The sequence below is a fragment of the Sphingomonas glacialis genome, from assembly GCF_006439055.1.
Taxonomy (GTDB): Bacteria; Pseudomonadota; Alphaproteobacteria; order Sphingomonadales; family Sphingomonadaceae; genus Sphingomonas; species Sphingomonas glacialis_A.
Genome location: NZ_RCZC01000004.1, coordinates 338,474 through 362,730, shown reverse-complemented (window position 1 = coordinate 362,730; position 24,257 = coordinate 338,474). Strand labels below are relative to the sequence as shown.

General features: G+C 61.6%; 30 protein-coding genes and 1 pseudogene. 21 read left to right on the top strand and 10 right to left on the bottom strand.

Going from position 1 to position 24,257, the window contains the following annotated elements:
* Window positions 1-2 precede the first annotated feature (2 nt).
* The 3 genes from EAH76_RS16235 to EAH76_RS24550 all read right to left on the bottom strand — a co-directional run bounded on the left by EAH76_RS16235 (window position 3) and on the right by EAH76_RS24550 (window position 2,804).
* Complete coding sequence (locus EAH76_RS16235; RefSeq protein WP_140851300.1) at window positions 3-626, bottom strand: acyl-homoserine-lactone synthase; 624 nt, start codon at window positions 624-626, stop codon at window positions 3-5.
* Between the two features lie 77 nt (window positions 627-703).
* Window positions 704-1,453, bottom strand: a complete 750-nt coding sequence (locus tag EAH76_RS16230) for a LuxR family transcriptional regulator (RefSeq protein ID WP_140851299.1) — start codon at window positions 1,451-1,453, stop codon at window positions 704-706.
* Between the two features lie 1,174 nt (window positions 1,454-2,627).
* Window positions 2,628-2,804 carry a hypothetical protein gene (locus EAH76_RS24550; protein ID WP_241659741.1) on the bottom strand — a complete coding sequence of 59 codons (177 nt, stop codon included), beginning with the start codon at window positions 2,802-2,804 and terminating at the stop codon, window positions 2,628-2,630.
* A 204-nt stretch (window positions 2,805-3,008) separates the two neighbouring features.
* Here EAH76_RS24550 and EAH76_RS16215 point away from each other — a divergent pair, with 204 nt between their 5' ends.
* From EAH76_RS16215 to EAH76_RS24540, 5 genes are all read left to right on the top strand, one after another.
* Entirely contained in the window at window positions 3,009-3,479 is a 471-nt protein-coding gene (locus EAH76_RS16215; protein ID WP_140851297.1) for a winged helix DNA-binding protein, read from the top strand.
* 683 nt (window positions 3,480-4,162) lie between these two features.
* Window positions 4,163-5,497: a plasmid replication protein RepC gene (gene repC / locus EAH76_RS16210; RefSeq protein ID WP_140851296.1), complete on the top strand. Its 1,335-nt coding sequence runs from the start codon at window positions 4,163-4,165 to the stop codon at window positions 5,495-5,497.
* Window positions 5,498-5,755: 258 nt separating this feature from the next.
* Window positions 5,756-6,655 (top strand): replication initiator protein A, encoded by a 900-nt coding sequence (locus EAH76_RS16205; protein WP_140851295.1) that lies wholly within the window; start codon window positions 5,756-5,758, stop codon window positions 6,653-6,655.
* A 180-nt stretch (window positions 6,656-6,835) separates the two neighbouring features.
* Entirely contained in the window at window positions 6,836-7,147 is a 312-nt protein-coding gene (locus EAH76_RS24545) for a hypothetical protein (protein WP_241659740.1), read from the top strand.
* Between the two features lie 71 nt (window positions 7,148-7,218).
* Window positions 7,219-7,377: a hypothetical protein gene (locus EAH76_RS24540; protein WP_241659739.1), complete on the top strand. Its 159-nt coding sequence runs from the start codon at window positions 7,219-7,221 to the stop codon at window positions 7,375-7,377.
* A 345-nt stretch (window positions 7,378-7,722) separates the two neighbouring features.
* Here the strand turns inward: EAH76_RS24540 and EAH76_RS16195 are convergent, their stop codons facing one another.
* Window positions 7,723-8,205 (bottom strand): DUF4142 domain-containing protein, encoded by a 483-nt coding sequence (locus tag EAH76_RS16195; RefSeq protein ID WP_140851294.1) that lies wholly within the window; start codon window positions 8,203-8,205, stop codon window positions 7,723-7,725.
* A 202-nt stretch (window positions 8,206-8,407) separates the two neighbouring features.
* On the opposite strand from EAH76_RS16195, the pseudogene EAH76_RS24535 reads away from it, so the two are divergent.
* The 3 genes and pseudogenes from EAH76_RS24535 to EAH76_RS16185 form a co-directional block, all read left to right on the top strand.
* Window positions 8,408-8,644, top strand: a pseudogene (locus EAH76_RS24535) (ParB/Srx family N-terminal domain-containing protein); the annotation flags it as partial.
* A 286-nt stretch (window positions 8,645-8,930) separates the two neighbouring features.
* Window positions 8,931-9,149 (top strand): zincin-like metallopeptidase domain-containing protein, encoded by a 219-nt coding sequence (locus EAH76_RS24255; RefSeq protein WP_241659738.1) that lies wholly within the window; start codon window positions 8,931-8,933, stop codon window positions 9,147-9,149.
* Window positions 9,150-9,262: 113 nt separating this feature from the next.
* Window positions 9,263-9,700: an HIRAN domain-containing protein gene (locus EAH76_RS16185; RefSeq protein ID WP_140851348.1), complete on the top strand. Its 438-nt coding sequence runs from the start codon at window positions 9,263-9,265 to the stop codon at window positions 9,698-9,700.
* A 412-nt stretch (window positions 9,701-10,112) separates the two neighbouring features.
* On the opposite strand, the gene EAH76_RS16180 is transcribed toward EAH76_RS16185, so the two are convergent.
* Window positions 10,113-10,496, bottom strand: a complete 384-nt coding sequence (locus EAH76_RS16180; protein ID WP_140851293.1) for a hypothetical protein — start codon at window positions 10,494-10,496, stop codon at window positions 10,113-10,115.
* Between the two features lie 714 nt (window positions 10,497-11,210).
* Here EAH76_RS16180 and EAH76_RS16175 point away from each other — a divergent pair.
* From EAH76_RS16175 to EAH76_RS24530, 4 genes are all read left to right on the top strand, one after another.
* Window positions 11,211-11,621 carry a single-stranded DNA-binding protein gene (locus tag EAH76_RS16175; protein ID WP_140851292.1) on the top strand — a complete coding sequence of 137 codons (411 nt, stop codon included), beginning with the start codon at window positions 11,211-11,213 and terminating at the stop codon, window positions 11,619-11,621.
* Window positions 11,622-11,753: 132 nt separating this feature from the next.
* Window positions 11,754-11,927 carry a hypothetical protein gene (locus EAH76_RS23985; protein WP_161989067.1) on the top strand — a complete coding sequence of 58 codons (174 nt, stop codon included), beginning with the start codon at window positions 11,754-11,756 and terminating at the stop codon, window positions 11,925-11,927.
* 410 nt (window positions 11,928-12,337) lie between these two features.
* Complete coding sequence (locus tag EAH76_RS16170) at window positions 12,338-12,829, top strand: DUF3768 domain-containing protein (RefSeq protein WP_347233109.1); 492 nt, start codon at window positions 12,338-12,340, stop codon at window positions 12,827-12,829.
* Between the two features lie 60 nt (window positions 12,830-12,889).
* The gene (locus EAH76_RS24530; RefSeq protein WP_347233110.1) at window positions 12,890-13,000 is read left to right on the top strand and encodes a hypothetical protein; all 111 of its coding nucleotides are present in this window, start codon (window positions 12,890-12,892) and stop codon (window positions 12,998-13,000) included.
* Between the two features lie 413 nt (window positions 13,001-13,413).
* On the opposite strand, the gene EAH76_RS16160 is transcribed toward EAH76_RS24530, so the two are convergent.
* On the bottom strand, window positions 13,414-13,746 hold the full coding sequence (locus EAH76_RS16160; RefSeq protein WP_140851291.1) for a hypothetical protein: 333 nt from the start codon (window positions 13,744-13,746) through the stop codon (window positions 13,414-13,416).
* 445 nt (window positions 13,747-14,191) lie between these two features.
* On the opposite strand from EAH76_RS16160, the gene EAH76_RS16155 reads away from it, so the two are divergent.
* The 6 genes from EAH76_RS16155 (at window position 14,192) to EAH76_RS16130 (ending at window position 19,015) form a co-directional block, all read left to right on the top strand.
* On the top strand, window positions 14,192-14,878 hold the full coding sequence (locus tag EAH76_RS16155; RefSeq protein ID WP_140851290.1) for a ParA family protein: 687 nt from the start codon (window positions 14,192-14,194) through the stop codon (window positions 14,876-14,878).
* Between the two features lie 844 nt (window positions 14,879-15,722).
* Complete coding sequence (locus EAH76_RS16150) at window positions 15,723-16,013, top strand: PAS domain-containing protein (protein ID WP_140851289.1); 291 nt, start codon at window positions 15,723-15,725, stop codon at window positions 16,011-16,013.
* Between the two features lie 214 nt (window positions 16,014-16,227).
* Complete coding sequence (locus EAH76_RS16145) at window positions 16,228-16,479, top strand: hypothetical protein (RefSeq protein WP_140851288.1); 252 nt, start codon at window positions 16,228-16,230, stop codon at window positions 16,477-16,479.
* A 377-nt stretch (window positions 16,480-16,856) separates the two neighbouring features.
* On the top strand, window positions 16,857-17,750 hold the full coding sequence (locus EAH76_RS16140) for an ArdC family protein (protein WP_140851287.1): 894 nt from the start codon (window positions 16,857-16,859) through the stop codon (window positions 17,748-17,750).
* Window positions 17,750-18,022: a sigma factor-like helix-turn-helix DNA-binding protein gene (locus tag EAH76_RS16135; RefSeq protein ID WP_140851286.1), complete on the top strand. Its 273-nt coding sequence runs from the start codon at window positions 17,750-17,752 to the stop codon at window positions 18,020-18,022. The genes EAH76_RS16140 and EAH76_RS16135 overlap by 1 nt, the downstream gene beginning before the upstream one ends.
* Before the next feature lie 69 nt (window positions 18,023-18,091).
* On the top strand, window positions 18,092-19,015 hold the full coding sequence (locus EAH76_RS16130; protein WP_140851285.1) for a HEPN domain-containing protein: 924 nt from the start codon (window positions 18,092-18,094) through the stop codon (window positions 19,013-19,015).
* A 5-nt stretch (window positions 19,016-19,020) separates the two neighbouring features.
* Here EAH76_RS16130 and EAH76_RS24185 read toward each other — a convergent pair whose 3' ends face one another.
* Genes EAH76_RS24185 through EAH76_RS16115 form a run of 4 tightly spaced genes read right to left on the bottom strand, consistent with a single transcriptional unit; the run spans window position 19,021 to window position 19,961 of the window.
* A complete protein-coding gene (locus EAH76_RS24185; protein WP_170208034.1) occupies window positions 19,021-19,182 on the bottom strand; it encodes a DUF6771 family protein in 162 nt (53 codons plus the stop codon).
* Entirely contained in the window at window positions 19,179-19,403 is a 225-nt protein-coding gene (locus EAH76_RS16125; protein ID WP_140851284.1) for a hypothetical protein, read from the bottom strand. The genes EAH76_RS24185 and EAH76_RS16125 overlap by 4 nt, the downstream gene beginning before the upstream one ends.
* Complete coding sequence (locus tag EAH76_RS16120) at window positions 19,400-19,618, bottom strand: conjugal transfer protein TraD (RefSeq protein WP_140851283.1); 219 nt, start codon at window positions 19,616-19,618, stop codon at window positions 19,400-19,402. Before EAH76_RS16120 ends, EAH76_RS16125 begins: the two co-directional genes overlap by 4 nt.
* A gap of 13 nt (window positions 19,619-19,631) precedes the next feature.
* Window positions 19,632-19,961 carry a conjugal transfer protein TraD gene (locus EAH76_RS16115; protein WP_140851282.1) on the bottom strand — a complete coding sequence of 110 codons (330 nt, stop codon included), beginning with the start codon at window positions 19,959-19,961 and terminating at the stop codon, window positions 19,632-19,634.
* A 175-nt stretch (window positions 19,962-20,136) separates the two neighbouring features.
* Between EAH76_RS16115 and traA the strand changes: the two genes are divergently transcribed.
* The 3 genes from traA (at window position 20,137) to EAH76_RS16100 (ending at window position 24,255) form a co-directional block, all read left to right on the top strand.
* On the top strand, window positions 20,137-23,028 hold the full coding sequence (gene traA / locus EAH76_RS16110; protein WP_140851347.1) for a Ti-type conjugative transfer relaxase TraA: 2,892 nt from the start codon (window positions 20,137-20,139) through the stop codon (window positions 23,026-23,028).
* A 209-nt stretch (window positions 23,029-23,237) separates the two neighbouring features.
* Window positions 23,238-23,915 (top strand): DUF6118 family protein, encoded by a 678-nt coding sequence (locus tag EAH76_RS16105; protein WP_140851281.1) that lies wholly within the window; start codon window positions 23,238-23,240, stop codon window positions 23,913-23,915.
* 1 nt (window position 23,916) lies between these two features.
* The gene (locus EAH76_RS16100; RefSeq protein ID WP_161989066.1) at window positions 23,917-24,255 is read left to right on the top strand and encodes a hypothetical protein; all 339 of its coding nucleotides are present in this window, start codon (window positions 23,917-23,919) and stop codon (window positions 24,253-24,255) included.
* Window positions 24,256-24,257 lie beyond the last annotated feature (2 nt).

Genomic DNA, 24,257 nt, shown 5'->3' with positions numbered 1-24,257 from the left:
TTTCACGCGGCAACGCGTCTGGAGAGAGAGCCGATTGCTGGGACCGGCGACCACATGCCGGTCCGGGCCAGATGCGTCGGCGTAACGGCATCGATCCCGATCTCGAGCGCGCCGATCATTCCGGTCTTGTTGGCGACGGGCAGACCAAGTGGCCTGCATTCCCATCCGAAGCTCAGGACCTGCTGCAGGAAAGCCATGTCGGTGACGGCCGTGTAGCGCCGAATTCCATCCGAAAGGGCGTGCTCGACTATCGCGGTGACGAGCTGGTGACGCACCTTTCGCCGCTGCTCGGCCTGCAGCGAGCGATCGATACAGAAGCGCGTGATTTCGAAGCTCGCAGCATCGCTAGGAACGGCGCCTTCGCAAAGTTCGGGGAAAAGCGTGCTAAGGATGTGTGGGCGGTTGGTCGGCAGGAGGCGGGCAGAGGCGAGATGATTGCCCGCATCGCTCAGCAGTATCAAATACCGCGCGTGTTGGTCGTCGAACTGGTCGATCTCGAACTTGCCATCAGCAATCGGCAAATTCCATTTTAACAAATCCACGAACACGCTCTTTCGCGCGGCAAACATTGCACGCAGCGCCGCATCCTCGCCGGTAGCCAGCGTTGAAGTGAGCAGTGCGACCATGAGCGACCTCCGGGACTGTGGAGACACTCAAATTCATCATTGGCTCGTCCGCCGATATACCAAGTTCTGGGGATAGGTTAGAATTTAAGGATGTCCGAAAAGCTGATCAGGCCATCAAACAAAGCCCTGACCGCGAGCATCGCCCGCTTCTGCACGCCATAACGTTCGCGCGCCATTTTGAGGTGCTGGATCACGGTCTCATGACTGATCCCCAAGATAATGGAGATCTCGAGATCGGTCTTGCCCCGCGCCGCCCAGAGGACGCAGTCAATTTGGCGATCGGTCAGAGTCGGCCGGCCAACCGTCCACATACCCCGACGGTGGGAAATCCTCCTGGCCGCCTCGAAGGCGAAGCCGCCGATAAGCTGCGCAATGGGGTAGAGCGAGGTGGGGAATTCCTCGCCGACTGGGACCGCAAACGAACAGGAGCCGTTGATTTCGCCTGGGACGTGCACGGGTACGGTAAAGCCGTCGCCGATTCCGACGATTCTTGCCTGGGAAAGAACACTTTGATCAGCGGCGGTGAGCTTGATCATGCGAGGGACAGCGGACCACGGAAACCCTATACTCGCGGAATGGCTTGCGCGGAGAACGGGATCAGATGTTCCAAGTCTGTTTTCATCGAACCAACCCTGCCACGAAGCTGGATAATTGTGCAGGCGAACGACTTCAGCGCCAGCTCGAGCAAAATCCACATGATGGAGGAGGGCAAAATACCGTAGGTTCATATCGGCGCAGCATTGGATCAAGCTGCAGTGCAGTTGATCGAGGGTCTCAGCGCTCCGGGCGTGCTGCACAAACCCATCGGCTATCGCAAGTCTCGGCATCGAATGTGTAATCGCGAGCAGGGGCGGTCTCAACCTGCCGGGACTGCGCCGCGTCCATCTGTGCCGACTGCGGACCGATTCCTCACGATCGGCACAGCGGCTGAGTGTCAGGTCAGCTCTGCTATATCGGCATCGAACGATTCGACAACCATCTAAGAAATCATACTAAACAATGCATATCGGATAAACCTTTAAAGGGGATCAGGTTGCCATGAGTACTGGATTCTTACCTTCAGAGCGATGGCGTTGGCCCTTGGCCGTCGGAGCCATGATGGTTGAAGATGCGGTACTCGGTATCCCGTTTCTCGGCGCGGGTCCTTCAGCCCTTCCTCTCCCATCTTCCGTATTTCTGGTAAGGTAAGCGATGCCGACGTGAACGCCAGGCGCGATCGTGAAAGGCGTTGCGGGACCTTGAAGTGCTCGATTTCATCACCTGCATCGGGCCAAATGCGCGTATTCTGAAGGATCAAGAGACGGATTGCCGCCCTTGTACCATGGCGCGCAGGGACTTGCTCGAGGCTAGGCAGCTCTTAAGTGAAGTCATCGTTTGCGTCCCGCGCTGCCGTGCGGCCTTGCTCTACGGCACATTAGCGTCGCCGAGCCGCTTACGCGTCTCAGTTCGTTCTGATGGCAGCCACCGGACGCGAAGCGCGCATGTCCGCGTGAAGCGGAACGCGGGGATCAATTGAGCGCGCACTGGCGGACTTCTGCGAAGCCGCCAGGGGTCGCAGCGTCTTTGCTTCCGCGTGGCACACTCGATCCGGCCGGAGGGTCCGGCGGCGGCTGGCCCACAGGCCCGCGCGCACGCCGCCGGACCGGGCGACCGGATTCGAGAGTGCGTACTTGTGCAGCTCCGAGGGAGCTGAGCAGCGCCGCGCGCTGCGGTGTTGCGGACATCGCCCGAGCGATGACGCTGGCCTCCGGCTCTCGAAAAGGCGGAGCTGGGCGTCGCTGCCCTGCAGTCCCGCCGCGGCGGGTCGCACGCTGCGCAGCGCGCAGCTCCTCCTATCCGTTCCGGCCCTGCGGTGCAGGGTATTATTTTATGGCTCGATCAGCTTCTCGGATATCCTGAAATCCTGAGCCACCCCATTTCTTGGTATATCGCCGACCGAGCCAATGGTGAATTTGAGGGCCTCTACACTCTTGGAGGTCGTTTATGCTCGCACTGCATGCTTCAGCGCTGACTACCAGAGACGATAGGGCGTTGCGCGGAACGTTTGCCCCACGAAGCGGTGTATTCGGTGATCTGCTGAGATGGAATTTGCCAATTGCTGATGGCGAATTCGGGATCGATCGGTTCGACGACCAGCGTCCCCGTTGCTTGATTTTGCACGGCGATGCCGACAAACATTTCGCCTCTGCCCTACGCCTGCGGGCGTCGCAGTTTCCCACCCTTGCATGAGCATCTTCGGTGCCTGCTCCCGCAGGTATCGCTATTTCCCCATCACACGGGGCTCGGACTCTACGCCTAACTTGCGCTTGGCGCTCTTGCGCTTGAGACTTTCCGCCTGCCGCGGGACGCCGAGCCTTACATCCGAAATGGATTGAGACGATTATGGGTGCAGAAACTCAACGAGACGAGCTGATCGACTACGTCGTACGGCTCCCCCGCAAGGCGATCGAAGACACGTTGTTGTCGATGCCAAAATTGCCCGAAGACCTGTCACGGGATCGCCTGGCTGCCGCACGGGCAGTGTTGGCAGGACACCGTCGCCGAAAAGCGTGCTTCCGCGGCGTACGCTTCAGTGATCCAAGCTGGGATATGGTACTGGAATTATACGTTGCCGCCCGCGAACGGCGCCATATCGCAGTGTCCCGATTGTGCGATTTGAGCGGCGGCTCGACCACAACCGCCTTGCGGCATATCGAGGCGCTCGAGGCGCTCGGTTACCTGATTAGGAAAACCGATCCCGAGGATGGGCGTCGTTTGATTGTAAGCACCCTCCCTCCCCTCCTCGATGCCGCGGAGCAGTGGCTCGATCTACAGATCGCTGAGTTCCGCATCCAGGGGTATAGATCAGACTGATAATCGACTGGAGGGATCCAGATTTTTCGTTGCGCTCGTCTACAAGGATGCGCTCGACACGTGCCGCTATGAACACTTGGTCAGGTCGGAAGACCTGCACGGTCCCTCACGATCCTGAACCCGGCCGCTGCTCGGACGAACGTGTCGGAAAAAGGTCCGCAGCGCCATCGTCGTGACCGCCATCAACTGACTGGCAGCGTCATTGTCCGAGCGATGTCGTCGCAAGCTCGCGAATCGGCCGATTCACACGCCGTTATCGATAGCACGTGACGAAGGCGACGCCGTTACCGATAGCACGTGCCCCGCTCACCACGGCGTTACTGATAGCACGAGCGCGTCTCGACGCTTCGTTACCGATAGCACGTGATTATCTACCGCGCCGTTACCGATAGCACGATTCGCGGGCGACGACCCCATGGCCAGCGGTCCTTAACAATCGATCCTGCGGAGCGGCTCAATGCCGGATCGCCGCCGCCCAATCGGGCGGGTGTCACAACGATCAAAGGGGACGCCGTGCCGACATGAAAAACCGGCGCTAGGCCGGGCTTTTCGGGACGCCTGCTAGGGCGGATGTGAGAACCCTCACTTAGCTGGCGCCCCATCAAATTGCTACCCCAAAGCGCCGCACTCGGCGCCACGGTGTTGCTTTGTCTGCACGGGCTCCCCCCAGGGAGAACCGAACGATGGCTGCTGTCCATAGCCCCGGCAGGGGGTTACGACGCTTTGACGAGCATACGGCTAAGGCAACCAAGCTGATCGACGCCTTTCGTGGCCTCGAGACCGGCCTGGCCCCTTCGCATGCGCTGGCGGCACTCAAGCGTGCTGCTCCCTACATGGACGTTCCGCTGCGCGTAGTCTCGGTTATCGACCTTTTGTTCGCCTGGACGAAGCCGCAGGATTGGCAAGGTGGCAGGATCCCGGTAGTTTGGCCGTCAAATGACCTGCTCGCACAAAAGCTGGGTGTGACAGTTCGGCAGGTCCAAAAACTTCTCAAACAGGCTCAGGCGTTCGGCCTGATTGGATTCATCGATAGTCCGAACGGCCATCGTGGTGGGCGCCGCGGCGCGGATGGCTTCATTACTTGGGCCTACGGCATCGTTCTCGCTCCGGTCGGCACCAGATTCCGGGAATTCATCGCTCGCGCCGCGAGGGGCGCAGCCGAGGACGCGGCATTGACGGTTCTACGGAAACGCCTCGCGGCCGCCCGCCGGAAGATTCGGGCGCTCGCCCAGACGGCCTTCGACGCGGACCTACACCATCTGAGGGCCGACGATGACGTGGCGCTGGCGCTGATGGCGACCGACCAGATGCGAAGTGTGCGAGACGAGGCCCTTCTGTCGGCGTGTGTGGACCAGCTTGAAGAGCGAGCTCGGCGTCTCGCCGAGGCCGTCACAGCTGAGATCGTCGATAGCGACACGTGCCCTGTTTATGAAGATAGTTCATGCTGGCATGACGCTGAGGACACTCACTCTACAACTACAAACCACCTCCGATCTGCTAAAGCAGATAGCAGTAGAAGCTTGGCGGAATTGAGTAGTGAAAAGGAGGACGCCGACCGCAGTCCTTCTCAAACTCCGATCGAGGAGGATCTGGCGAAGCACGGTGTCGATCCCGCATTCATCAGGGCCATCGCGCCGGAACTCTGTTCGAATCTCCCCTACCGAGATGGGTCCTGGGGCGAGATGGTCGCCACGGCGGAACGCCTTGCGGGCCAGTCGGGGATCAGCAACCACGCGTTCAAAGAGGCCTGCCGCGTGATGGGGCCGCGGGGCGCGGCAGCCTCGGTGATCGCGACGATTCAGAAATATCGTCGAGGGGAAGTTCAGCGACCTGGGGCGTATCTCCGAGGTATGAGCAGCAAGGCTGAAAAGGGCGAATTGAACCTGGGGAGGACGCTCCATGGCTTGAAGGACGCCAGCTATGTTATCGCGATGCGTGGCTTGTCCGATGGCACGGAAGCGACGCCGATCGGAAGCATGATTGCGCGTCTGGTGACCCGCGGAACGGCACCCCTGTGACTATTATTAATTTATTACAGCATCTTGAGAGCCGAACTGAAGAGTGGGTATTCAGTCTGCCCGCACGGCGTTACCGATAGCACGAGTCGGAAGGAACGGTCCGGAGATGGTGCGGGGGCCAAGTGGGAATGCACTCCGACTTGCGGGTGAAATCGCTCCAAATCCTCGTGCTATCGGTAACGCGGTCGCTAATCCGACTGCGGAATAGAACTGGATCCGCTATATACCTGCTGCCTGAACACGCTGGTGGGAGCTCATATGGATTCGCGAGACGTCGCCCTCACCCAGGGAAAGCTGTTCGATTATCTGGACAGCCCGCTGCACGGCAAAGTTCGGGGCGAACAAAGCATCATGGACTTCCCGCTGTTCTCGCTGGCGAAGCGGCCTCAAATGGAGGCGATGACCTACGAGATGGACGGCGTCAAAATCGAGATCAAGCCGAGTTCGAGCGGCATTGCGACGATGTGGGATAAAGAAATCCTCATCTACGTGCTGTCTCTCATGGTGCAACATCTCGGCAGAACGGGAGATGTTCAGAACGTCTTTACGTTCAATGCCCATGACTTTTTTCGTGCGACCGGCGTCGCTCGGCCGTCGTCGCGCGATTACGAGCGTTTCATCGAAGCGCTCGGGCGGCTGCAGGGCACGCAAATTCGAACCAACATCAAAACTGGTACGATCGGTACGAGAGGCTTTTTCTCCTGGTTCGCTGAAGCGCAGGCGTCTACCCGCGAGACGGCCAGCGGGATCGAGCAACTCATGCCAGTGCGCGTTCAACTCTGCGACTGGCTCGTCCGCGCCGTCTCGCGCGACCGCCGGATTTATGATTACCATAACGATTACTTCCGGCTGGGTTCCATTGAGCGTCGCTTATACGAACTGGCGCACTGCTACTGCCGCGAAGAAGAATATGAGATGCCCTTGGAGATTTTGGGAGCCAAAATCGGTTCGACCTCGCCGCTGCGAACTCTGAAGTCTCAGCTCAAGAAGATCGCTCTCGAGGATAAGATGCCGGCTTATTCGATCGAGGTGCGCGAGGTCGTACCCAAGACCCCTGCCCGGGACAAATTGGGCCGTAAGGTCGGCAAGCCCGAGACGGTCGTGGTGATGCGACCGAAAGACCGCGCTGCAAACCCCCGGGTCATGTTGGTCGCTTGACTTCGGAGATCTGACACACGCGTTTGTCCTACGGCTCCCTCGGGGGCGACCTTGTGGTAAACGTCTGACCTAATGACACCTTTTGCTGCTTTCGATCGGTCGTATCGAATTTAGAGGAGAGGGAGCCTTCGGCTTGTTGATCCGGTGATGAGTACCGGGCGATAAAACCGGAAGCCCTCGATGCGCACTTCAGCCGCAACTCTCGAACTAGACTTCACCGAACCCTCGATCACGGCCGCCAAAGCCGTCGTCGACATCATTGCTGGACAAGGATCGCTCCAGCGCGACACGCTGCTGTGGGTCATGGAGCAAGCCTATGGCGCTCCCCTGGGCGACGGCCGCTGGTCGCTTCGCGACGCTTACGACATGCTTGAACTCGCCAAGGTCATGTATCTGGCGTGGGCCGCCCTCCCCTCTGCGTCGAGCGATTGCCTTGCCGCGCTGACCGGGTTGGTCACCAGCCTGCCGACCCACACGGTGCGCAGCCAATAGCAAATCGAGCTGCAGCAATTCTCGACCCCTGCCCCACTGCCTATCTGGCTACGCTCGCTGGCAGGATCGCGGTGACGGATCTGGTTCTCGAGCCGTCCGCCGGCACGGACCCGCTCGCGGCGTTCTCGCCTCGCGCCGGTGCGCGGCTGGTCCTCAACGAGATCGATCCGATCTGCTCCTCCAGGGCTGGGACCGCCTATCCGACGATCACGATCAGGTCTGGCGCTTGAACACCGATGACGGTCAGTCCTTCGTTGGCCGAAGGGCCCCTGCCCCGCTCGTCACCGCACTCGCAGACGCCTTCGATATTGCTGCGACCATCGCGGTATCGGGTGCCGAGACCGCAAAGCATGTCATCGGCAGTGACAAGACCACGGCGTTCGGCGCGTACCGGCTGCAGCGCTGCCTAGTTGGGAGCGTTTCGAGCGGCCGGGTGCTTCACCGATATCATCCAGCACAAGACGCGGATGTTTATTCCCGTGGCGACCGCCGCGGCTATGATCGACCACATCTCTGGTTAACGATACCGACGGAACGTGCCGGGCTGTCCCGTCGGGATCGCCCGGCACTTGTCTTTACATCTTGTCGATCATGTCCTTGTGCATCTGCACGACAGGGACGATCTCTTCGGCAGTTTTCGTCAAGTTCGTCGCCGTTCCGTTCGATGCGTAAGTCTGCATCAGGGTTAGTGCTTCAGCATGCGCTACCTTTTGTTGCGATATATAAAGCGTATCGCGTGACGTACCACTGACGGCACGCAAAGCGACGAGATCTTTCGTCTGCTTCGCAGAAAGCATTGGCGGCTTTGGTATCAGCTTATCTGCAATCGCGGCTTGCTTTACCATCTGCGTGCTCTTCGTATGATCGGTGATCATCTGCTTCGCGAAATTCGCGACACCGGGATTGGAGGAGGTAGTTTCGAGTTTTGCTGCCTCGATTTCGAACTTGTCGCTCGCACCTGCCTTGGCAACGAACTGAGCGGATGAAACGGACTGCGCGTTAGCCGCGGCTGACAACCCCAGCGTGAGCGCGATACTTCCAAGAACAACGATTTTCATAAAGCTCTCCCTGTCACGAACACCCTAGAACGCTTCATTGTCGGATTTGTTCTGCTCGTTTCTCAGTTTAAATCAGCATCGGAAGGGATTTTGTAGATCGCCCATAACGGGAGGAGAGGGAGCCTTAGGCTTTGTGAGCTCGAGGAGCAGGCTTGCGTGACCGCGGGACAGCGGCGCGCTTATCCCAGGCGGATCATAATCAATGATTCGGCCCGTGAAGGTCAAAAGCCTGTCGCTGTTGAAGGACAATGTCCGCAAATCCAACCGTGACGCAGAGATCGACACGCTTGCCGCGAGTATTGCAGCCCAGGGGCTGTTGCAGACCCTGATTTTCGACCCGCTCAAGAAGGCGGGTACGTCCACCGTGAAGGCAGGCGGTCGTTACTTTCGCGCGCTCCAACTCCTGATCGAGCAGGGCACCCTCCCCGCTGACCACACGATCCCGGTCCTCGTGCTCAGCGACGACAAAAACGCGATCGAGGCGACCCTCGCCGAAAACTTCCAGCGCGTGCCGATGAATCCGGCCGACGAGTGCACCGCGTTCAACGTCCTGATTCAGAAGGGCATGACCGCCGAAAAGGTTGCCAAGCGCCAGGGCGGCACCACCCGTTTTGTCGAGCAGCGTGTGCGCCTCGCCAAGCTGGCCCTCTCCTGTCTTCGATGCGCTCGCGGCCGGCAAGCGGTTCGGCGACGACGCCTATGCGTTCGAGGAGCTTTGCGTCGAGATGACCTCAGCGCTGCTCGGTGCGGATCTCAGTCTTCCCACGTCCTATATGCACAACCACGCGGCCTATATCGGTTCGTGGTTGATGGTGCTTCGCATGGACAGCTGCGCGATCATGACCGCCGCGGCGAAGGCAGAAGCCGCGGCAGGCTATCTGCTCCGCGCGACCGGACTCGCCGCCTCGGACGAACCGGAGCAACAGATTTGTGAAGCAGCATGACCGGTCCGGCCGCCCTCCCCGACCTCGGCGCCTGACCGTGCAGGTGGCACCGACCCCCCTGGTGACACCCACCGCCCTTCCCTAAGTCCCAGCAGAACCCTAGATTGCCGTTCATGGAGGAGCTGACTCTCGCGATTGTTGGGATCGATTATCCCAATGACGACAAGACGAAGAGCAATCGTCGCATGGAGCTATTGCTGACGCCGCCGGGAGAGCCGGTCGAACTACGTTTCGAGCCCAACAACACGCATGATGAAGACGCGATCGCGGTGTTCACGATGCGCGGCATCCAGGTCGGCCATCTCAGTGGCGAGCGAGCGCCGTGGATCGGCAAGCGGATGCAGGTCGAGGAGCATGTAGCGGTCTTCCAGGCGCTGCACGGCAATACCGCCTATCTGCGCGTCCGGTTCGGCGGCGGCGCGCCAACCCTGCCCCCGCCGGTTCCCGCGCCGCCGATTGCCGTCGCGCCACGACCGCTCCGCGCCACGCGTTCAGTGATTGATCCGGACGCCTTCTTTCCCGATCCGGAGGGGCCGGATTGGGGCGCATAAGCCAACGATCAGACCGCTGCGGCCTTGAATCAAGACCGCGCCCGATCAGCCGCGCGAGGTACCCGAGCGCGTGAGCTGCGCCGCCCAACCATCGGCTCCCAGCTGGGGCGGCATCGCATCGAGCAACTGATTGAGCGTATCATTTCTGGCGTACCGGCAACCCCTATCCTGATTAAGAGTAGTGACCGTTCCATCCGGTGACGTCCAGGTTACTGTAAAATGCTGCTGATCAGAGATTCGCGTTTCGCAGGCGGTCTCCTGTGTCTTTCCCGCGGCCGGGCCAAAGGGCGCAAGATCTCGGGCAACCCTAGTATACCCCTCTTGCCCCGGTTTCGCGCGTGTGCGAACCGAAAATGGCGGTATGGCGTGTACCGTCGAACGTCGCCGCGCCTGCGGGTGTGACGCTAGGTGTCTAGACGGGGCAAAGTCGAAGCGCGAGCCGCGCGACACCGCGATCGTGTTTGTGCTCGCGGACTGGGTCGGCCGCTCGGTCAGCGTGACAGCGCAGCCGGCAAGCGCGCGGCTGCCCGCGGCGATCAAAGTAATCCTTCTGGCGCCTCTCATCGCACGGCCTTCGCAGGTCCGTCGGCAGCTCATAGATCGGGCAATAGCGATATCCGGTCTTCGCGCGGCCGTTCTGTTGATCGAAGGTCAAAGCATCGCGAATGCGGATGATCTGCCGCTCGGTGAAGCGTTTCGCGGGTCCGGTGCCGGCGTCGAGACAAGATTGGCTTACGGAGAAGGCACCGCCCTTGCGCGACAGGATCTTGGCCTGACAATCCCGGGTATGCGCCATGCTGATGCCATGTCCATCATATTGCCGGATCGCCGTGTTGAAGGGCTGTGCGCAGCTCGACCTGTCAGCGACATAGATGCCGAGCTTGAGTTTACAGATGCCGCCCGGAGTCGCTGAGCGATCGACGTTGGCACTCGCTCGGCAAGGCGATGATCGCGCTGGCAGCCAGCGAGGTGAGGTATATACGCTATCTCATAACGCTCTCCCGGTCGTCGAGCTTCGGCTTAGCCGCGCAGACCGCGCACCTTGGGTGCAATGCGCGGGGGCAATATCGCCAGGGGGCACGGCGCGCGCGTTTATAGAGGGAAGGCTGAGCCAAGGTCCACGCCACGACCATACCGGTGAGGTTGCCCGCACGCGGCCGCCGCAAGGCGACGGCAGCCGGGGTATCACGCCGCCCGTGGTGAAGGGTCGAAACACCGACATCGCCGGCAAATCGATGCGACAAGCTGGTCCTGCATACGGTTCTCTGTCGGTTGCCCGCCAATGGGGTCACATCCCCTCTCTTTCCTGAACGACCTAATCCGGCCGTCCGCCCCCTCCAACCCGCGATTATTCGGGCCGAGTTGCCGCTTACGCGGCTGCCCGCACCATCCCTCTGATCGGGGTTCCCCTCCGCATCTTCGCGCTCCGGTGGAGAGGGCGCCCTGGCCGTCTTTTTTGGTGTTCAGTCGAGGGGACGGACCCCCGGCGAACAAAAGAAGGAACCTCGAAATGCAGAACCTCGTCATCCTCGCCGGCAATGTCGGCGCAGCGCCCGAAGTCCGCACCACCCAGGGCGGCACCAAGATCACCCAGTTCAGCCTCGCCACCTCGCGCCCCAAGCGCGACAGCGAAGGCAAGATCCTCAGGAACGATAGCGGTCGCCGGGTCGAGGACACCGAATGGCACCGCATCACCTGCTTCAACGGCGTCGGCAAGACCGTCGCCCAGTGCGTCGACAAGGGCCAGAAGGTCATGGTCCGGGGCCGCATCCACTACACCCGCTGGACGGACACCGAAAACACCGAGCGCTACGGCGTCGAAATCATTGCCGATGAAGTGACCTTCCTCAGCCGGGGTCGCCAGCAGCAGAGCGACACGCAGGAGCACGGAGGTCTCGATGACGACGACGTACCCTTCTAAATCGAGGCATGGACGGCCCGGAGCTACAGCTCCGGGCCTCTTCGCACGTGTTCACCCTTGGCGGGCCCCCTCCCCGCGCCGCGCAAGGCTATTTAGCCCGTCTGTTCCCGCAAGCTGCATAGGGAGACGAGCATGAAGCGACCATGGCTGGTTCTGTCAGGCGCCTTCGCGCTCGCTGCTTGGGAGAAGTCCGTGAAGGGGAATTACAACATGCCCATCGGACAATCGCCGGGGATCGTCGCCACACTCGGCGACAAGACGTTCTCACTCGACCATCCGGCATCGTTCCGGCTTGTCGACGAGTGAATAAGCGGAGCCATGCCGTGCAACGATGTCGTCCAGATCGGCCCGCATCAACGTCCCACAGCCGCAGAAATGCGTCCGCACCAAAGCGTTGATGCGCAGCATCTCGCCGGCGTTCTCCATCCAGCGGGACCACGAACTGACAATGTTGGCAGCGGTTCGGATAGGGGAACGATACGCCTCAATCGCCGTGGCCGTCCAGCGTGAGCCTCGGTAAGACAGTTCTCCCGCTGTGGCCAATTCGTGAGTGTTCAGGCTCTTGAGGCCTCGCCGGGGCGTCCGCCCGCCCAATCCCGCAAGCGGGCTTCTCCACTTCGTTTCGACCCTAGGGTGGGCTTACGCGAACTATGCCCCGGCCGTCCTTTCCGCTGTCGAACGACCCCGATTGGGGGGGGCAGGACGAGGACATCATCATGCCCGAGCAAACGCGGCATTCAGACCGCTCCAAGCGTGGCGTAAGGGAGACCACGCGGCTCAACGACTGGTTACGCGAACACATCACCGCTCCCGGCAACAACCGGGTTGTTATGACCCGTGGGATCGCCGAACTGCTGGGCGACGTCAGCCTGTTCCGGGGATGGCGCAACCGCGCGCAGATGCTCCGGGAAGTGCGCGACTTCGTCGCCTTCGATTATGCGATCAATCCGCATGGCGAGCGTGACATGGGCAAGTTCGAGTTCGCAGACATCCCCTGCTATTGGAAAATCGAACACTATAACCAAGACTTAGCATCGGCTCCGAGGACTCCTCCGATCCGTTTTAGACCATCCGCGTCCTCGCCATTACGCTCGTCGACGAACGATGACCTGCCCTGCCCCTACGCACTGGCGTCGGAGCCTTTAATCACCTGCCCAAAGGATCGGCTTATGACCGTCGAAACAATGAACCGGATCAGCGCAAGCTAGCGAGCACGCCGTTGTGGTGAGGTCGAGTTCGCTCGTGGCAACGTCCGCTACGAAGGCGGTATTCTCGCCCACGAGATCGAGCGGTTTAACGAGCGCTACATCGCTGGAGAGATCGACAGTGACGAACTGACAGACGCCATTCTTGCATCGCGGACCGTCAAATTGCCTTGATGATGCGCGGGCACAAGGTTTTGCGCTGTGTGGTGGTGTCCCCTGCCCTACCACCGACGGAAAGGCTCCGCCGTTAAAGACCTCATAATGAAGACCGGGCGGTGCTGGCGTCAAGGATGCCCGGTGCCCCCAATTATGCGGTGAAGTTGGCTGCGCTGCTCTACGCCGCGCTTGAGCCCCGGCAAAATCGGCACCCCCCTGCCCCGCTTCGTGGCTGCCCGACGGTCTCTGTCTCCGACGCCGCGCGAACTTCGACCGGTATCCGTCTCAGCGAACAGACGGAGGTTCATATTTCACTCACAAGGCACGTACCCAGGCATGGGACGCTGAACTCGCAAATACCCGGGCTGTGATCACGCCACACGGTTTGCCGGTGCCAGCACCTCGGAAGGCCCGGAAGCAGGCTCGCAAGTTTAAGCTTTGCTGGAAGGAATGATATTCGAGAAGGCGGTTTTGCCGTCCCGTTCTTTTTTAGAGCTCATGTGATCGTTGGCCGCGCTGGCTTTCGCCCGTACGGACAAGCTCCGATTGACGAGATCGACCTTTAAACCGAGGGCGTCAGAAACCTTGTCACTAAGCGTTTCATAAGGAACGTGTCTTAATCGTACGAGCGGTTGCAACGCGATAGCAACCATGTTGCAACCCGGGAGCAATCCGGACGCAATTGAATCGTAGCTCGACAGCAACTTTGTAGCGAGCTGATAGCGACCCACGGATGCGGAAGACTGCTTCGGATGTTTGTCCAATGTTTTAGTTATTTCGGGCGGGTTTCGGCATGATTGGACGTGCTGCGACGGCCGACAAGAATGAGCTGAGGACAATCAATAGCAACCTGCTACCAACCGCGTAGCAATCCGCTCGCCACCACATCGCGAACGCATAGCGAGCAAGCAGCGACTATGAAGCGACAAAAAAGCGATAAGGCAGGACGTAGGTTGCGAGTAAATGGCGATAAAATAGCGATCTTCAAGCGACGCAATCGCGATCTATTAGCTCGCACAGAGCGAGGCACTAGCGACGCGTACGCAACCAGCCAGCGGCTGAAGAGCGACCAAGTGGCAACCTACTCGCTATCGAAAAGCAAAATGGTCGCAACAATCTAGCTAGCCACTCGCTCAAATGTTGTGATATGCACGCCGTCTGGCCGTACGTTGCTACGTGGTAGAAATCCGGTCGCGAGCGGGGAGCAATATGCCAGTTATCAGCTTCGTGTCGCCGAAAGGTGGGGTGGGGAAGACCACCGCGACGTTGTTGCTCGCGGGAGAGCTTGCCGACGCGGGGGGCACCGTTCGTCTTATTGATGCCGACCCAAACCTGCCTTTGGTTGAATGGGCTTTGCTGCCGGGACGGCCTGAGGCCATCACCGTCGTTGGGTGCCGTGATGAAAACGCGATCATCGACGAGATCGAGAGGGGTGCGTCCGAGGCACGCTTTACGCTCGTCGACCTTGAGGGTGCTGCAACCGCGACAGTCACGTTCGCAATCGCACAGAGCGATCTCGTGATAATCCCCTGCAAGGGGTCACATCTGGATGCCACCCAAGCTGCTCGCGCTATCAAACTCGTCAAACAAACGGCGCGGGGAACGAGAACCGAGATTGATTACGCTATCCTGTTCAGCCAAATTCCACCCGCGCTGCGCTCGAACAATCAGAAGGATATCGCGGAGCAATTCAACGATGCCGAAATTCCCGTCCTTCCTGTCATGATCTACAATCGCGAAGCCTATCGTGCGATGTTCGCTGCGGGGGGCACGCTGCGGACGATCAACGACAAGGGTGTCGGGAATATGAAAGCAGCGCTTGAGAACGCCGAGACTTTTGCGGCAGCGGTGATTGCCAGGCTACGTAAGGCTCGCGCCATGAGGGAAGCCGCATGACCAGGACTAGGCTCGATCTATCCGAGTTCGATGAGACGCCGCCGAGCAAGGATCCGGCCAGGCTGCGGGAAATCAGCGACGGAGCGGGCTTTCCATCCCGTCCGAGCGTCCCCGCGGCAGCGGCACCGATCCCATTGGAAGCGCCGCAGCCTGGGGCATTCCAGCGTCCTCCGCGGGCGTCAGGTAATCGCAACATCGCTATCAATGTGCGGGTAGATCCAGAGACCGCTGCGCGGCTCTACGCGCTTCGTGACGCCGATCCGACGCGCAAACGCGTGCTTGCAGACGTCGTGGCGGATGCGACCCTACTGCTCTACGAGCGAGAGTTGGCTGGCAAAACCCGGTAGTCGGGGCGGGGGAGGGGCCGCTCTTCTGCCCTCGTCTGCGCCAGTTTAACGCACATTAGGCAATTTTGACCGCGGACGGCGCGCCGTGCTCATCGAAAGCTGGCGCGACGACACATTCCAGTTGATCCACGTGAATGACCGTCCCTTTCGAGGTCCCGGATGTGCGTTGGCGACCAATGCCCATCATCGCTGGATCAAAGACTACGCGACTGACTTTGCGATCATCGCGACCGACGGGCAGGGCAGGGTGATCGCCTGTAACGAGGGGGCACGGCTGATCCTCGAGTGGATGAGGACGAGATGCCCGCCAGCCCGTCGCCCGCATCTTCACGGACGAAGACACGGCGATCGCTTGGCCTGAAATCGAAATGCGCGCGGCACTGTCGACTGGCGTGGGCAACGACGAGGGCTAGCATGTCCGCAACAACGGAGAGCGCTCCTTGGCCCACTGACAGTTGACAGTGCTCCGCGATGATGGAGGGGAAGCCATCGGCTTTGTGAACGTGCTTCGCGATCGCTCCGAGCAGAAGTTGGCGACAGCGGCGCTGCGCGGCAGCCAGCGGAATATCCGTCTCGACCGCGATTCCATGATCGAGGGCTTTTATGCGGTCGACACCGACGGCGTCTCGACACTGTGCAACGCCGCGTTCGTGCGCATGATGGGCTTCGCGCGGGAAGACGACGCAATCGGTCGCAAGCTGCGCGACATCGTCCACCATCATCACCCCGATGGATCGCCTTACGGCGTCGCCGACTTCCCGATTTCCATACACTCGCTCGATTACTGAACTGTCAGCGTCGCCCTCTGCTGCCGAGCAGCTTGTTGCGAGGAGTCTGGAAAGGTTTGTCGCGACGATGCCGTCGCCCGAGCCAAACTCAGTTAGAGCGATGCGCGTCGCCAAAGAGAAAGACGGGGAGCCGGTCGTGTCCGGGCCCGTCCAAACACCCGTTCGTCTCCCTGACATCTCGGCATCGCGCGCTGATACTGGCATCTACCGGCTTATGGCGCTGCGCGAAAAACTCAGCGCTGCCGAGGCACAGTCGAAGGTCTTACTTGATAAAAAGGCGGGCACGAACGCCCCGTCCGCCGATGTTGAGACCCGGATCCGCGAGCTGATCGAGAAGAGCCGGGGCCGACCTGAACAGGGCGACGATCCAGATCGCGCCGATACGCTTAGCGACCGTCTCCGCACGCGTACTGAGAAGATCGGCGAGCCAATGATGATATCTCAAGGCATAGTGGGGCACCGATAAGGCAACAGAGTCCCGCCAGTTGTGCGTCCCCGCGCCAACGGCGCGGTCGGGCTCTATGGCGCTGACGCGCCACCGAGCCGCCTACGGCGTCTCGTCGGCAAAGCCGTAACGATCCCTGGCCGGGCATGCCGCGCAGGCGCGGCATAAGGTCATCGCGCTTTACGCGATGGCGTTGCGCCTCCGGCGTCAGACTGGCGGGGGAGCGTCGCTGCCCTTTAGGCCCGTCGCGGCAGGCCGCAACCTGATCTGCGCTCAGGTCCTCGACTGCCGTTTCGGCCCTTCGGGTGCTGCCTGCCTCTGCCGACGGGCCTGTCGGTCCGCTCCTGCCGCTCCCCCGCCATTCCGGCGCCGGCTGCGGTGTTGAAGGAGTGAAGATCATGAAGAAGGTCGAGACCAACCGTACCAGCCTCTACGGCGAGGTGACGGCGCGGGTGATTGCGGAGCTGGAGGCGGGGCGGCTGCCGTGGGTACAGCCGTGGGACAGCGCGGCGTGTGGGTGCATGATGCCGCATAATGCCGGGACCGGGCGGCGTTACTCCGGGATCAACGTGCTGATTCTGTGGGCGGCGGTGGTGGCGGGCGGCTACGCCTCGCAACGCTGGCTGACCTACGCCCAGGCGCAGGCGGCTGGGGGCAACGTCCGGCGTGGTGAGAAAGGGACGGTCGTCTGTTACGCCGATCGCTTCACGCCCAAGCGCGAGAAAGCACGAGCGGTCGATGAGGATCGCGATGCGCGGCAGATTACATTTCTCAAGCGCTTCACCGTGTTCAATGTCGATCAGTGGGAGGGGCTGCCTGAGGCACTGACCGCTGCGCCCGTGCAGCCCGCCGAGATCGAGATCCTGCCGCAGATGGAAGCGCTGATCGACGCGAGCGGTGCGGACATCCGCATCGGTGGCGACAAGGCCTATTATGCGCCGAGCGGTGACTTCATCGTGGTGCCGCCGCCGTCAGCCTTTGCAGAGCCGATCAACTGGCACCGCACCGCGCTCCACGAGCTCGGTCACTGGAGTGGCCATGGCAGCCGTCTGGGCCGTAACCAGCGCGGGGCGTTCGGCAGCCCGGATTACGCGCGCGAAGAGCTGATCGCCGAAATGACCAGTGCGTTTGCGTGTGCGTCGCTTAGCATTCAACCGACCGTGCGTCACGCCGACTATATCGGCAGCTGGCTGGCGGTACTGCGCGAGGACGAGAAGGCGATCTTCCGCGCAGCGAGTGCTGCTAGCAAGGCCGCTGATTATCTGCTCGCCTTTGGGCCGGAGGCGGTGTGATGTCGGGCACGCCCAGCGAAGCCGAACAGCTCCGGCGACTGGAACGAAGCCTGCGGCGGATGCCGGTCGTACGGCGCGAGATCTTTTTGGCAGTGCGGCTAGACGCGATGTCCTATCCCGACATCGCCGAGGTCACAGGGATCAGCGTCGAGCGTATCGAGCGCGAGTTCGCAGCAGCCCTTCATGCGATAGACGACGCATTGGAAGCACGCAGACCGCCGCCATGGTGGCGGCGGTCTGCGCGACGTATCGCAAGAGTGCTGGGCCGTTGAATTTTTAGCCTCGCCGGCGAGCCGGCGAGGCTGTCCCAACGCCCCCGGTGGCGCTAGTATCGGGGCATCATGAAGACCAGCCTCGACCATCTGCCGGCGGCCAAGCAGCGCGAGCTCGAACGCGTCGTGCGAATTCTGTTCGAGCAGTTTGGCGACGCAACCGCGATCGCGACGTCAGACTGGAAGAAGCAGGCGCGTATCCTCAAGGTGATCCTCTATGGGAGCTACGCGCGGGGCGGCTGGGTCGATGAGCCTCACACCGGCAAGGGCTATCAATCCGACTTCGATCTGCTGGTGATCGTAAACCACGAAAAGCTCACCGACCGCGTCGAGTTCTGGGCGACCGCCGAAGACACACTCAACCGCGAACTGGCGATCACGGGCACGCTGCGCACGCCGGTTAATTTCATCGTCCACACGCTGCAGGAGGTGACCGCCGGTCTCTCCGACGGGCGCTATTTCTTCATCGACATCGCGCGTGACGGTATCGCTCTCTATCAGAGCGACGACACGGACCTGCCTGAGCCCAAGCCAAAGACGCCGGCCCAAGCGCTGGCGATGGCGCGCGAGTATTTTGAAGAGTGGTTGCCGGCCGGGCAGGGAATGTTTGAAACGGCGAAGTTCAGTTTGACACAGGAGCGGCTAAAGGATGCCGCGTTTCTCATGCACCAAGCAACCGAACGTTTCTATCACTGCGTCTTGCTGGTCTGCACCTTCTACACGCCACACGTGCACAATCTCGGCTTCTTGCGCACGCAGGCCGAGCGCATCGACCCGCGCCTGATCGAGGTCTGGCCGCGTGAGGCGAAGGTGGATCGCGCGCGGTTCGAAAAGCTTAAAGAGGCCTATGTGAAAGCGCGCTACTCGAAACATTACCAGATCAGCGAAGGCGAACTGGCGTGGCTCGGCGAGCGCGTCGAAGCGCTCGGCCACGTCGTTGAGGTAATTTGCGCCGAGCATATCGCGGCGCTCGAGCGCCGCGCGGCGGCGTAGCTTGGTTACATGTTGCTCGTCGTGGCCAGTGCGCTCGCGATCATCGCGGCGAGCGTTTCTTCAGCGCGTTTGCGCGCGGCTGGTTCTTTCGAAACGAGATCGTGGCGAATCCATTCGGGCGCATGGGTGACGACCGCAGTGATCGTCGCTTGAATCGTGTCGTTCATTGCTGAGGCCATGCTGACAAAGGGTTCGCCTCGGCAATAGCGAAACCGTACCCTTTGCGTCGTCGCCACAGCGGCATCACTTGGTCGCGATCATCATTTGTGCAGCGTTCCCCAGCCCGGACTTGACGCTGAATCCGCGCTGCATCGTTCATCACCGGCGTCACGCTGGCATGCGGCCCGGTTGGGCGGGCAAGCTGATTGGATGCCACGACGTAGGTCATGTCTCGATCAGCGCGTCAGCCTCTGCCTCAAACGCGCGTTTGCCACGCCGCTTCCACAAGGTGAGAACATCGCTGTCCTGCTGCGCCCGTGCCGCCAGGTCGAGCATAGCGCCGTAGAGGGTGGCGCGATCATCCTCGGTGAGATCAACCAAGCCAGACTTCTGCACAAGTCCACCAAGCTCGATCAGGTGACGGGTGCGTTCGCGACGTGCCACGACCCAGCTCCGGTTATCCGTCCGCCTGGCTGTTGCTTCCGCCCGCAGCGTCGTTATCCGTAGCCGTCGCTGCAGCGATGATGTCGCCCGGAGCCGTTTTCCCAGACTTGCGCCCGCGTCGCTGAAAGAAGTCGATGCCCTTCACGCGCCACGCCTCCTTTGTATCCGTATCGCTGGCAGCCACTGCATCAAGTAGTACGCCTGCAAGCATCTCAACATCGAGCGCATCGGCGCCGGTCATGGCAACAAGTTGGCCGTGCTGCTCGACCTTTCGTGCCTTCAGGGCTTTTGCCTTGTCGCCAAGCGCTTTCAGCTCAGCATCATAGTCCCGGACCTTGCGCATCAACCGAACTCCTCGTTTGATCAAACATGTCGTCGGTAGGTGAGGGTCTCATAAGTCGACTTCAGAAAAAACACTGAATATGGAGTGAAGTCACAAGCAAGCGCGAAGCAGATTGTGAGTGCGCGCTTATACATCGTTGCCGATGTGCGCAGAAAATGGTAGTTTGCGTTTCGCGATGGCGATCTACCACTTCTCCGCGAAGGTCATCAGCCGTGCCAACGGCTCCAGCGCCGTTGCCTCTGCTGCCTATCGCGCCGCGCTCGAACTGTACGACGAGCGGCTCGGGCGACACCACGACTTCTCGAACAAGACCGGTGTGGTGCACTCGGAGATCATGCTGCCGGAAAACGCGCCAGAGCGCCTGGCCGACCGCACAACCTTGTGGAATGAGGTTGAGGCTGGCGAGAAACGCAAGGACGCGCAGCTCGCCCGCGAAGTCGAGTTCGCGATCCCGCGTGAGATGACTCGCGAACAGGGCGTTTTGCTGGCTCGCGATTTCGTAAAGCAGCAATTTGTCTATCGCGGGATGGTCGCTGATCTCAATGTGCATTGGGATCATGCCGAGGATGGCAGTCCCAAGCCACACGCGCACGTCATGCTGGCAATGCGCGAGGTGGGCCCGGACGGGTTTGGCAAGAAGGACCGCGACTGGAATCGCCCGGAGCTGTTGCAGCATTGGCGCGAAGCCTGGGGCGCACACGTCAACGAGCGGCTGGCGGAACTCGGCATCAATGCGCGGATCGACCATCGCAGCTTCGCGGAGCAGGGCATTGCGCTCGAACCACAGCACAAGATCGGCCCAGCCGCATCGCGGCGGCCAGCGCAGGGGCTGGAGACCGAACGGCTCGAGGATCACGTGCGCATCGCGCGCGAGAACGGCGAGAAGATCATCGCTGACCCGAGCGTCGCGCTCGACGCGATCACACGGACGCAGGCGACGTTTACCAAGCGCGATCTCGCGGTGTTTGCGTTCCGGCATTCCGACGGCAAGGCGCAGTATGACGCGGTGATTGCCGCGACCAAGGCGTCGCCGAGATTGGTTGCGCTCGGCAGGGATGGACGCGGTGACGAGCGGTTCACCAGCCGCGAGATGATTGCGACGGAGGCGCGACTGGAGCAGGCCGCGAACCGGCTTGCCGGAACGAAAGATCACTTCGTCGCCGGCAGCCATGTCCAGCGTGCGCTGGGTACAGCGGAGGGCAGGGGGCTTAGCCTTTCGGATGAGCAGCGCGGCGCGCTAGGACGGATCACCGAACGCGGTGGTCTGGCGTCCGTCATTGGCTACGCGGGCACAGGCAAGTCGGCGATGCTGGGGGTCGCACGCGAGGCGTGGGAAGATGCTGGCTACACGGTGCGGGGTGCAGCGCTATCCGGCATAGCGGCCGAGAACCTTGAGGCTGGATCGGGTATCGGATCTCGTACGATCGCCAGTCTCGAATATGCGTGGGCGCGTGACCGTGAGCAGCTGGGTCCGCGCGATGTGCTGGTGGTGGATGAGGCCGGCATGATCGGCACGCGACAGATGGAGCGGTTGCTGTCGGCCGCGGAGCACGCCTGCGCCAAGGTGGTGCTGGTCGGCGACCCCGAGCAGCTGCAGGCGATCGAAGCGGGAGCGGCCTTTCGTGCGCTTTCGCAAGCGCACGGCGCAGCCGAGATCACCGAGATCCGCCGCCAGCGGACGGACTGGCAGCGCGACGCGACCCGCTGGCTTGCTACGGGCAAGACGCGGGAGGCGCTTCAGGCGTACCGCGACCATGACATGGTGCGCAGTGGCGACACACGCAGCCAGGCGCGGGCGGTACTGGTCGGGAAGTGGGACCGGCAGCGCCAGGCGGAGCCCGATAAGAGCCGGATCATCCTGACGCATACCAACGCCGAGGTGCAGTCCCTCAACGAGGAGGCGCGTGAGCGGCTGCGGGCATCGGGTGATCTCGGAGACGACGTAACCGTGCAGGCGGAGCGCGGCGAGCGGCAGTTCGCGAGCGGCGACCGGATCATGTTCCTGCGCAATGAGCGCGAAATGGGGGTAAAGAACGGTACGCTCGGTACGGTCACTGAGGCATCACCGGTAGCGCTTGGCGTGCGCCTGGACGACGGACGGGAGGTGACGTTCGACGTGGCGGACTATGCGGCGGTCGATCACGGCTATGCCACCACCATCCACAAGTCGCAGGGCGTGACGGTGGATCGCAGCCACGTGCTCGCCACGCCAGGCATGGACCGGCACGCCGCCTATGTCGCACTATCGCGGCACCGTGACGGGGTGCAACTCCACTACGGTCGCGACGATTTCGCGAGCGACGCCAAGCTCGCGGCACTGCTATCGCGCGACCGGGCGAAGGACATGGCAGGCGACTATGCAGCCGAGCCCGACGAAGCGGTTCGGGCTTTCGCGGACCGACGCGACATCAAATTCCCTGAGCGGGTGCGTGAGCTCGTCGAGACAGTGGAGGGGAAGGCGCGTTCCATGTTCGCCGGATTCAGGCCAAAGCCGCAGGAGGCGGTGCCTGCCGAGCCTGTGCCCGAAAGCACCAGTCTCTTAAACGAAACAAAGGCGATCCAGCGCTACGCGCGTGCCTCTGTCGATATTTCGAGCATGCGGGATAAAGGGCTGCCGGTACTACCGCATCAGACAACCGCACTCGCGCGTGCCGGCGACGCGCTCGACAAGGCGCGCTCTATGGGAGCGCAAGACCTCACCTCCGCAATCGAGCGCAATCCGAAGATTGCGCGTGACGCGGCAGCTGGCGACACGCGCAGCGCGGCACGGGCGATGAACGAGGAAGCCCGCGTACGCGCCGATCCGGCGCTCAGGGCAGGGCGGTTCATGGAACGCTGGCAGGCGTTGTCAGCCGAGCGCGGGGAGGCTCAGAACGGCCCTGTGGCGCAGCGCATGGGGATCATGATCAATGATCTGCGATATGATCCGGCATTGCGGATGGAGCTGGAGCGCAGCGCGCCAGAACTTGGGCTTGGCCGCGACCGACAGCCATCGGTCGAGCAGGTGCTTGAGCGTCAGATGCAGCGCGATCTTGAACGCGATTTGCTCCAAAATCGAGAGCTTTAGCAGCTGGAAGGCCGTGGCACGCGCTGATAAAAGAAAGGCCGCCCTGAGGGGCGGCCTGAAAGTTTTAGGAGAGGATGCCTGAAAGGCTTGCTGATTGTGCAGTGCAGCACATCCAGTTGCAAGAGCGGATCCAGCAGGTCGGTGCGCGCGCCGCAAATACTTCGAGACGACCATCCAAGCGCGTAGTGACCTCAGGTCGGAGCTAAGCCATGGCGGACGAGGCGGCACAGGCGTTCGAAGATCTTCGTGGCGAGGTGTCACTGATCCGCCGTGCTGCGGAACGGCTGACCGCTCAGCGGGCGGAGCCCTCCGACGCGCCGGACTATTCAGAGACACTTGGGGTGATCTCGCAGAACGTCCTCGCAGCCGCGCAGCGGATCGATGCGGTGGTGAACAGTCCGGCGCTGCTGCTGACACCAGAGGAACTGAACCATCAGATCATCGAAGCCGCGTACAATGCGCCCCGTGAGGATCATCGCCTGTTTCTCGCGGCGCAACACGGGTTCGAGACAGTGGCGAGGCAGCTGACCCTTCAACTGCATTCGCATACTGAAGCTGACGAGCAGCGCCGCCGGTTGCGGCATGTCGGTATGGCGGCTCTGGCAGCGGGCATCTTGCTGTGGGCCATCCTCCCCGGTCCGATCGTGCGTGCCCTGCCAGCGAGTTGGCTATGGCCCGAATGGATGGCGGCACACACGTTGCGCATGCCGATGTGGCAAAGCGGGCAGCGCCTGATGCGCGCGGCGTCGCCCACTGCGTTCGCCGGCATACTGTCGGGCAACCGGCTGATCATCGCCAATCGTGACACTCTGGACGCCTGCCGCAAGAAGGCCGCCAGGGCGAAGAAAGCAGTGCGCTGCGAAATCCAGGTCATGGCAGAGGAGTGACATGATGGACATATCTCAGCACGATCGTGCTGCGGTGCTGGCGCTGGTCACCGAGACCTTGCGCGATGCGGGGCGAACCACGCCGCCTCCGGAGACCGAGCAGGGCGACTGGCTGCGCGGGAACGCCGAATGGAGCGACCCTGACGCGAATGGCTGGGTGACGCTCACCCCCGTCGAAATCGCGGTGTGGGTGCCTAAAGCGCTGGTCGGCTGGCAGGTCGCCCTTGAGTCGCGTGATCCGCTCGCCCCGGAGTGGCTCGAATATCCCCATCTGTCCCTCACACGCTGGCCGGCGGTCGAGGCGGCGGTGCGCGGCCTATACGCAGCTGGGGAGATCTAAGG